The 8,660-nt window shown below is 67.1% G+C and carries 6 protein-coding genes; 3 read left to right on the forward strand and 3 right to left on the reverse strand.

From position 1 onward, the window contains the following. Together Q0L94_RS02520 and Q0L94_RS02525 are read right to left on the reverse strand one after the other, a co-directional pair. Positions 1–2,047 (reverse strand): DUF3971 domain-containing protein (locus Q0L94_RS02520; RefSeq protein WP_296749796.1); only part of this gene is annotated, 2,047 nt, incomplete at its 3' end. 80 nt (positions 2,048–2,127) lie between these two features. Further along, complete coding sequence (locus Q0L94_RS02525; RefSeq protein ID WP_296749806.1) at positions 2,128–2,526, reverse strand: RNA-binding S4 domain-containing protein; 399 nt, start codon at positions 2,524–2,526, stop codon at positions 2,128–2,130. Between the two features lie 242 nt (positions 2,527–2,768). Between Q0L94_RS02525 and Q0L94_RS02530 the strand changes: the two genes are divergently transcribed. Continuing rightward, positions 2,769–3,467, forward strand: coding sequence for a pirin family protein (locus Q0L94_RS02530; RefSeq protein ID WP_296749798.1), 699 nt, complete (start codon positions 2,769–2,771; stop codon positions 3,465–3,467). A gap of 42 nt (positions 3,468–3,509) precedes the next feature. Further along, positions 3,510–4,082, forward strand: coding sequence for an NAD(P)H-dependent oxidoreductase (locus tag Q0L94_RS02535; RefSeq protein ID WP_296749800.1), 573 nt, complete (start codon positions 3,510–3,512; stop codon positions 4,080–4,082). 73 nt (positions 4,083–4,155) lie between these two features. Here Q0L94_RS02535 and acs read toward each other — a convergent pair whose 3' ends face one another. Next, the gene (gene acs, locus Q0L94_RS02540; protein ID WP_296749802.1) at positions 4,156–6,123 is read right to left on the reverse strand and encodes an acetate--CoA ligase; all 1,968 of its coding nucleotides are present in this window, start codon (positions 6,121–6,123) and stop codon (positions 4,156–4,158) included. A 68-nt stretch (positions 6,124–6,191) separates the two neighbouring features. Between acs and glnE the strand changes: the two genes are divergently transcribed. Beyond that, positions 6,192–8,660, forward strand: a 2,469-nt coding sequence (gene glnE / locus Q0L94_RS02545) for a bifunctional [glutamate--ammonia ligase]-adenylyl-L-tyrosine phosphorylase/[glutamate--ammonia-ligase] adenylyltransferase (protein ID WP_296749804.1), incomplete at its 3' end; no start/stop codon positions are given.

The following is an 8,660-nucleotide window of genomic DNA, read 5'->3' on the forward strand; positions in this document are numbered from 1 at the left end:
GCGGCACCTGCAGCTTCAGGGCGAGCCGCATCGGCCCGTTGCCGTCCAGCGCATCGGTGAATCCGCGCAGGCGCTCGCCCACCGGGCTGAAGTTGGCAAAACGGATGAAGTCCCGGATCGGGCCATTGGCCTGGCCTTCGACATTCAACTGCTCTTCCTGATGCAGCAGATCCGGGATGACGGCTTTCACCGGCGACAGCGCCACACCGTAAATCCGCGCCTGGCTGGAGGTCACTTCCATGCTCTTGCCCTGGAACGACAGGCGCGCCTGGATGCCCTCGATGCGCGGCCAGCCCGGCACATAGTCGATCACCGCATCCTTGATCTGCGCATCGACGCGGAACTCGCCATTGCCCTGGTCGAACGGAAACCGGGCCAGATCGCCTTTCAAGGTCAGCCGCACGTCGTCGGAATTGCCGGCCACGACACCTTGCTTCACCCAGTCGACGGTGTGATCGCCGATGGTTTTCGGCAGATAGCGGTACACCGCGGTGCCATCGGCGCGGCTCAAATGCGCGCTCAGATCGATCACGCCGCGCTGGCCCGGAATCAACTCGTAGTGCCCCTTGGCCGTGCCCGTCATGTCCTTGTTGGCGAAGGCCACGTCGTCCAGCGTCAGGCGCCGGCCGCGCGGCGTTTTTTGCCAGTTGCCGCGTGCGCGCAAGCTCGCAAGCTCAAAAAGAGGCTCGCGGAACAGGCTGGGTAAACCGAGTCCCAGCCGGTCCGAGTCGATCTCGAACGCGCCTTCGCGCGCATCGCCCTCGATGCGCCCGGAAAGATTGAGCAGCCCGGGCTGATTGCCGGCTGCCGTCACCCCCAGGCCGCTAAAACGGGCGGCAATGCTGAAATTGTCCAGTCCCGGCTGCGCTCCGCTCCAGCGGAATCGCAACGCGTCGAAGCGCCCTTGCGGCTGCAGGGTTTGCAGGCGCGCGCGCAGTTCCGGATCCATCGGCAGGCTCGGCAGCAGCGACTGCCAGCCGCCCAGACTGAAGGCTTGCGCGGTGATCTCGTGCGACGCGGCATCCCAGGCCAGTCCGGCGTTGAACGGCGCGCCCAGGGCTGCGCCCGGCCGCGCCACGCGCAGGTTTTCAAACCTCACCTGCTGGCCGCCGCCGCTGCGCTGCCACCTGGCCTGCCCGCGCAGCTGCGCCAGCCGCAACGCGGGCAGGCCGTCGCCGAGCACGGCTTCGATCGCGCGCAAATCCAGCCCTGCGGCCACCCCGGCGAGCGCGCCGTGCGCCACGTCGAACTGCAGGCTCAGCGCGCCCCAGCCCTGTTGCGGCTGATACGGCAAGGCCAGCCAGGCGGCGAGACGCGGGAACGACACCCCGGCGACCGTGGCGCCGATGATGCCGTTCCAGGTTTCGAGGTCGTTCGTATTGCGCGCACTCAGCTTCGCCTCGACCGTCAACGGCCGCGCCAGGCTGGCCGGCGGGGTGGCGCGCAATTGCAGGTTATGGGTGCGGCGCACATTGGTCAGCGTGAAGTCGACCGCCGTCAGGATCAGCGGCGGCGCATTGCGCACTTCGTCCAGCCAGGTGAGCGTGGCCTTGCCCACATGCACCCGCCCCTGCCGCAGCAGCCAGTCGGAAAAACCGCTGCCGGACGCAGCCGGGTTGATCGGAATGCCGCCGACATAAAAGTGTCCGTCGCGCGCGCGCCTCACCCCCAGCGCCAAGCCCTGCAGTTCGATCCGGCTGAAGCGCGGCTCCAGAAACAGCAGCGAACGCCAGGAAAAAGCAGCCTCGAGCTCGGGCAGATAAAGTACCGGGTGGTCCTGCTGATCGTACAGACGCACCCCTTGCAGCCGGAACTCGGGGCGTGCCTGCTGCCACACCCCGGATACGGCTTCGAGCGTCACGCGCTGCCCCAGCGCGCGCGACATCAGGCTCGCCACCGTGTCGCGGTGTTCGGCGATGTTGGGCAACACCCAGAAAAACATCAGCGCCGCGGCGGTCGCGAAGCCGAGCGCGGCAAGCGCAGCCAAGGCCGCCAGCCAGCGCGCGGCGCGGCGCAGGAACAACGACAAGGCAGGGGAAACGGTCATAAGGTGCGGCTTTCGGAAGCCTTGATTCTATGCGTTTGCCCGCCTGCTGCGTGAAAAGCGCCGTGGTAAATTCCTGCGCCTCATTCGCCGGTGAAACGATGGATCTGCCGCCGGTCGCGCTTGGTGGGGCGCCCCTTGATCGCCGCTGCCGGGCTGGCTGCCAGCTTGCGGTCGCGCGCCTGCTGCTGGCGGCGCGCGCAACTGTCCGGGTCTTCTTCGTACAAGGCCTGCGCCAGCGGCGCCGGGCCGCGCTGCATCGCCAGCGCACGCACCGTCAGCGTCCAGGCGGATTCGCCAACATGGATGTCCAGCCGGTCGCCCGGCCTGACTTCGCGCGCCGGCTTGACGCGCTCGCCGGCGAGCTTCACGCGGCCATGTTCGATCGCCTGGGTCGCAAGGCTGCGCGTCTTGAAAAAGCGCGCCGCCCACAGCCACTTGTCCAGCCGCATTTTGTCGGGCGGTGTTTTCTCAGCCGGCACCGGACACCCCCGCGAACCTGTCGCTTGCCCGCCCGGCCGCGCCGCCGCGCCGGGCCGGGCCGGACGCCGGGTTTCGCGCGGGTTGCCGTCGATGGCGCCGGGAACGGCCGGGGCATCCGGGAGCAAGGGCATGTTCGGATCGCGTTGAATGAGTCGGTCCAATTGTGCCGGTTTTATCCGCGGGGAACCACGCCTATAGTCAGTCCATCGCCCGCATGCCGGGCCAACCCGCAGGAGACATCATGCTGACCGTGCGCAAATCGTCCGAACGCGGCCACGCCAACCATGGCTGGCTCGACAGCTTCCATACCTTTTCGTTTGCCGGCTACCGCGACCCCGACTGGATGGGCTTCGGCCCGCTGCGCGTCATCAATGAAGACCGCATCGCACCGGGTGCGGGCTTCCCCACCCACCGCCATCAGGATATGGAAATCGTCACCTGGGTGCTCGCCGGCGCGCTCGAACACAAGGATTCGCTCGGCAACGGCGGCGTGATCCGTCCCGGCGAGGTGCAGCGCATGCGCGCCGGGCATGGCATCGCCCACAGCGAATACAACGCATCGGCGACCGAACCGGTGCATCTGCTGCAGATCTGGATCGAGCCGGATGCCTATGGGCTGGAACCGGGCTACGAACAGATCGCTTTCGCCCCGGAAAGCCTGCAGGGCCGGCTGCGGCTGATCGCCTCCCGCGACGGCCGCGAAGCTTCGGTGACGATTCATCAGGATGCGGCGATTCATGCGGGCCGGCTGGCGGCCGGCGATCGCGTCAGTCTGGAACTGGCAGCGGGGCGGCGCGCCTGGCTGCATATCGCGACGGGGCGGATCAAGGTCCAGGGCTATCCGCTGGAAGCCGGCGATGCGGTGGCGATCCGTTTCGAATCCGGCATCGACATCGAAGCACTGGAGGCCAGCGAGCTGGTCGTATTCGATCTTGCCTGAAGGCCCGATACAATCACCCGTTTTGCAAACGCAAGGACACGCATGCCCAAGATTCTCGCTTTTTCCGGCAGCATTCGCCGCGACGCCTGGAACCGCAAGCTCATCCAGGCCGCGGTGGGCGCCGCCCGTGCCGCAGGCGGCGACGTCACCCTGATCGACCTAGCAGACTACCCGTTGCCGCTGTACAACGGCGACCTGGAAGACCGGGATGGGCTGCCCGACAACGCGCTACGCCTGAAAGCGCTGTTCAAGGGGCACGACGCTTTTCTGATCGCCAGCCCGGAATACAACAGTTCGATTCCGCCGCTGCTGAAAAACACGATCGACTGGGTATCGCGCGAATGGCAGGGCGAATCGGGACTGGCGCCATACCAGAACAAGGTCGCCGCCATCATGGCCGCTTCGCCGGGCACGTTTGGCGGAATGCGCATGCTGCCGCACCTGCGGCAGATCCTGAACACCCTGGGCGTGCTGGTGCTGCCCGGCCAGTTCTCGCTGCCCCACGCCGACCAAGCGTTCGACGAGGAGAACGGCGCACTGAAATCGCCGGCGCGGTTGCATACCCTGGTGGCGGAACTGGTGCGCTCGACAAACCTGTTGGCGGCCGACGAATGACCGGACGCGAGTAAGAAACAGGTCAACCGGCCCCAGAAAGAACAGCGGATTTTCGGGCCGGCGGCTGCCGCAGCTATCTCACCGCGTCCTTCAGTTGCTCCAGGATGGCTGGGTTTTCCAGGGTGGAAACGTCCTGGGTGATTTCCTCGCCCTTGGCGATCGCGCGCAGCAGGCGGCGCATGATTTTGCCGGAGCGGGTCTTGGGCAGGTTGTCGCCAAAGCGGATTTCATCGGGCTTGGCGATCGGGCCGATTTCCTTGCCCACCCACTCGCGCAGTTCGAGCGCGATCTTGCGGGCCTCCTCGCCCATGGGGCGCGCGCCTTTGAGCACCACATACGCCACCACCGCCTCGCCCTTGATGTCGTGCGGACGGCCCACCACGGCGGCTTCGGCCACGCGCAGGTTGGACACCAGCGCGGATTCGATTTCCATGGTGCCCAGGCGATGGCCGGACACGTTCAGCACGTCGTCGATGCGCCCCATGATCCAGAAATAGCCGTTGCTGTCGCGGTGCGCCGAGTCGCCGGCGAGATAGGTCCTGCCGCCGAGCTCTTCGGGGAAATACGTCTTCCTGAAGCGCTCGGGGTCGTTCCACAGGGTACGCAGCTGCGAGGGGAAGGGGCGCTGGATCACCAGATAGCCGCCGTGGCCTTTTTCGACCGGCTGGCCGTGTTCGTCGGTGATCGCCGCCATGATGCCGGGCAACGGCAGGGTGCAGGAACCCGGTTTGGTCGGCACCGCGCCGGGCAGCGGGGAGATCATGTGAGCGCCGGTCTCGGTCTGCCACCAGGTGTCGACGATGGGGCAGCGGCCGCCGCCGATGACCTGGTGGTACCACATCCAGGCTTCCGGGTTGATCGGCTCGCCCACCGTCCCCAGCAGGCGCAGCGACGACAGGTCGAACTTCGCCGGCAATTCGGAACCGAGCTTGATCAGGCTGCGGATCGCGGTCGGCGCGGTGTAGAAGGTGGTGACCTTGTGCTTGGCGATGGTTTCCCAGAAGCGCCCGGCATGCGGATAGGTAGGGATGCCCTCGAAGATGATCTCGGTCATGCCCAGCGCCAGCGGGCCGTAGGCGACGTAGGTGTGGCCGGTAACCCAGCCGATGTCGGCAGTGCACCAGTAGACGTCGGAATCGGGCTTGGCGTCGAACACCCACTGCATCGACAGGATGGCGCCGAGCAGATAACCGCCGGTCGAATGCTGCACGCCCTTGGGCTTGCCGGTGGAGCCGGAAGTGTAGAGGATGAACAGCGGGTGTTCGGCGGAGACCCATACCGGCTCGCAGGTATCGGCCTGGGTCTGCGTCAGTTCGTGCCACCACAGGTCGCGCGACGACCAGTTCACTTCGCCACCGGAACGGCGATACACCACCACGCGCTCGACACAGGAGGTATCGCCCATCGCCAGCGCCTCGTCCACCGCGCGCTTCAGCGGCAACGCCTTGCCGCCGCGCAGCGATTCGTCGGCGGTCACGATGAGCTTGGCCTGCGCATCTTCGATGCGTTCGAACAGGCTCTTGGCGGAAAAGCCGCCGAACACGACCGAATGGATGGCGCCGATGCGCGCGCACGCCTGCATCGCCACCACCGCCTCGATGCTCATCGGCATGTAGATGATGACGCGGTCGCCCTTCACCACGCCGAGCGACTTCAGGCCATTGGCGAACTGGCAGACACGGGCGTGCAGTTGCTTGTAGGTGACTTTCGTCACCGCACCGTCGTCGGCCTCGAAAATCAGCGCCGTCTTGTCGCCCCGGGTCGCCAGATGGCGGTCCAGGCAGTTGTATGAAACATTCAACTCGCCGTCGCTGAACCACTTGTAGAACGGCGGATTCGATTCGTCGAGGGTGTGGGTGAACGGCGTTTTCCAGTCTATCGTCTGGCGCGCGAGATTGGCCCAGAAGCCCTCGTAGTCGGTTGCGGCCTGATTGCACAGCGCCTGGTACGCGTCCATGCCGGACACATTGGCCTGCTTGACGAACGCGTCCGCAGGCGGGAATACACGGGTTTCGGTCAGAATCGACTCGATGGATGCCATATGCTCTCCCCACTGATAGAGTGTTTGATAACCGTCCGATTCTAATTCAAAGCGCCCCGATCCAAGCCATGAGCAACCCCGCACTCGACCGTGTCGCCCGCTGTTCCCGCTACGGCCGCCGCCTGCTGGCGGCGCAGCCGCAGCTGGCCGACGCTGCGGCCGGGCAACTCGGCCACCCTTTCACCCGCGCGGCGATGCAGGCCTTTATCGCCGAGCCGCCGTGCGCCGACGAGGCTGCGCTGCATCAACGTTTAAGACAGCTGCGCCAGCGGGTGTGGCTGGCCGTCACTGCACGCGATCTCGCCGGCGAAGCCGACCTCGCCGAGGTGACTGCCACCTGGAGCGCGCTGGCCGAGGTGTGCATCGCCGCCGCGCTCGATTTCCACCACGCCGCACTCGCCGTGCGCCACGGCGAACCGCGCGACGAGCACGGCCAGCCGCAGCAGATGGTCGTCGTGGCCATGGGCAAGCTCGGCGGCGGCGAGCTCAACGTGTCGTCCGACATCGACCTCGTCTACCTCTACCCCGAGGAAGGCGACACCGCGGCCGACGATCCCGCGGCGACAATCCGCCCGCTCAGCAACCACGAATTCTTCGTTCGCCTGGGACGCAAGCTGACCGCCGCGCTGGGGGAAAATACCGCCGACGGTTACGTGTTCCGCGTCGACCTGCGGCTGCGCCCGTGGGGCGACTCGGGCCCGTTCGCGATGGGCTTCGCCATGCTGGAGGACTACCTGGTGGCGCAGGGACGGCCGTGGGAGCGCTACGCCTGGATCAAGGCGCGCCCGCTCACCGGCGCCCGCCACGACGAACTGGCCGCCATCGTGCGCCCCTTCGTGTTCCGCAAATACCTCGACTTCGGCGCCTTCGCGGCGATCCGCGACCTGCATGTGCAGATCCGCCGCGAGGTCGCACGCCGCGAGATGGCGCACGACGTCAAGCTGGGGCCGGGCGGCATCCGCGAAATCGAGTTCACCGCGCAGGTGTTCCAACTCATCCGCGGCGGCCAGATCGCCGCCCTGCAGCAGCGTCCGACGCTGACGGTGCTGGACGAACTGGTGAAGAACGGACTGGTGACCGCCGGGGCGCAGCAGGAGCTCGCCGCTGCCTACGACTTTCTGCGCCGGCTTGAGCACCGCATCCAGTACCTCGACGACGCGCAGACCCAACTGCTGCCGGATGACGCCGAGTCGCGGGCGATGCTCGCCGAGGCAATGGGCTTCCCCGGCTATGCGGCCCTGCTGATAACGCTCGACCGCCATCGGAATAAAGTTACGCGCCATTTCGAGCAGGTGTTCGCCGCGCCGCAAACCGATCAGAACAGTCATCCGCTCACCGCCGTCTGCTGCGGCACGGCGGGCGCCGCCACCCGCGCGCTGCTGGAAAATGCCGGCTACGGCGACCCCGACCGGGTGCTCTCCAGCCTCGATACGCTGCGCCAGAACACCGCGCGGCTGGCCGAATCGACGCAACTCATCCTCAACGCACTGCTGCCGCCCGCGCTGGAAATCATCGGCAGCCAGCGCGATCCGCAGGCCACGCTGGACCGCTTCGCCGCATTGGTGCAGACGATCGCGCGGCGTTCCACCTATCTGGCGCTGCTGGCCGAATACCCGGCAGCCTTGCGCCAGCTGGTACGCCTGCTGGCGGCGAGCCCATGGGCAGCGCAGATGATCACGCAGCAGCCGCAGCTGCTGGACGAACTGATCGCGCCGCAACATCTGATGAGCGTGCCCGACTGGGCGCAGCTGGCCGCCCAGTTGCATGCCGAACTCGATGCCCACCCCGGCGACACCGAGGCGCAGATGGATGCGCTGCGCCGCTTCAAGCAGGTGCAGACGCTGCGCCTGCTGGCGCAGGACGTGGCGGGACGGCTGACGCTGGAAGCGCTGTCGGATCACCTGTCGTATCTGGCCGATACGCTGCTCGCCGAAACCCTGACGCGCTGCTGGACAGGTCTGAAAACGCGCCATCGCGACACCCCGCGCTTCGCCGTCATCGGCTACGGCAAGCTTGGCGGCAAGGAACTCGGCTATGCGTCCGACCTCGATCTCGTGTTCCTCTACGACGACGCCGACGAGCGCGCGCAGGAAACCTACGCGCGCCTGGCGCAGCGCATCAACACCTGGCTCGGCACGCTCACCGCGGCGGGAATCCTGTACGAAACCGATTTGCGCCTGCGTCCAGATGGTGCGTCGGGGCTGCTGGTCAGCTCGACCGAAGCCTTCCGCGACTATCAGCTGCACCACGCCTGGGTGTGGGAACACCAGGCGCTGACCCGCGCCCGCTTCGTCTGCGGCGATGCGGCGAGGGGGGCGGGCGGCGCAGCCCAGCGCCCCCCGATACAGTGGCAGCCCCCCCCAGGCGCCCCACAACCCGGGGGGGGGGTGGCGAAGGGCGCAAAAAATCGCCCCCGCCCCCATCCTCTGCGGCGCTTCGGCGCTCGGGGCCGCCCCCCAATCCCACCCGCCCCCGAAACACTGCCAGCCCCCCCCGGACCCCCCACAGAGCCGGGCGGTGGAGGCGCAGCGCGAAAA

This window comes from Thiobacillus sp., assembly GCF_024708915.1.

Bases quoted from the DNA above. Each gene is read 5' to 3' on its own strand.
- acs (WP_296749802.1), bottom strand. From the start codon at position 6,123: ATGGCATCCATCGAGTCGATTCTGACCGAAACCCGTGTATTCCCGCCT.
- Q0L94_RS02530 (WP_296749798.1), top strand. From the start codon at position 2,769: ATGCTGACCGTGCGCAAATCGTCCGAACGCGGCCACGCCAACCATGGC.
- Q0L94_RS02535 (WP_296749800.1), top strand. From the start codon at position 3,510: ATGCCCAAGATTCTCGCTTTTTCCGGCAGCATTCGCCGCGACGCCTGG.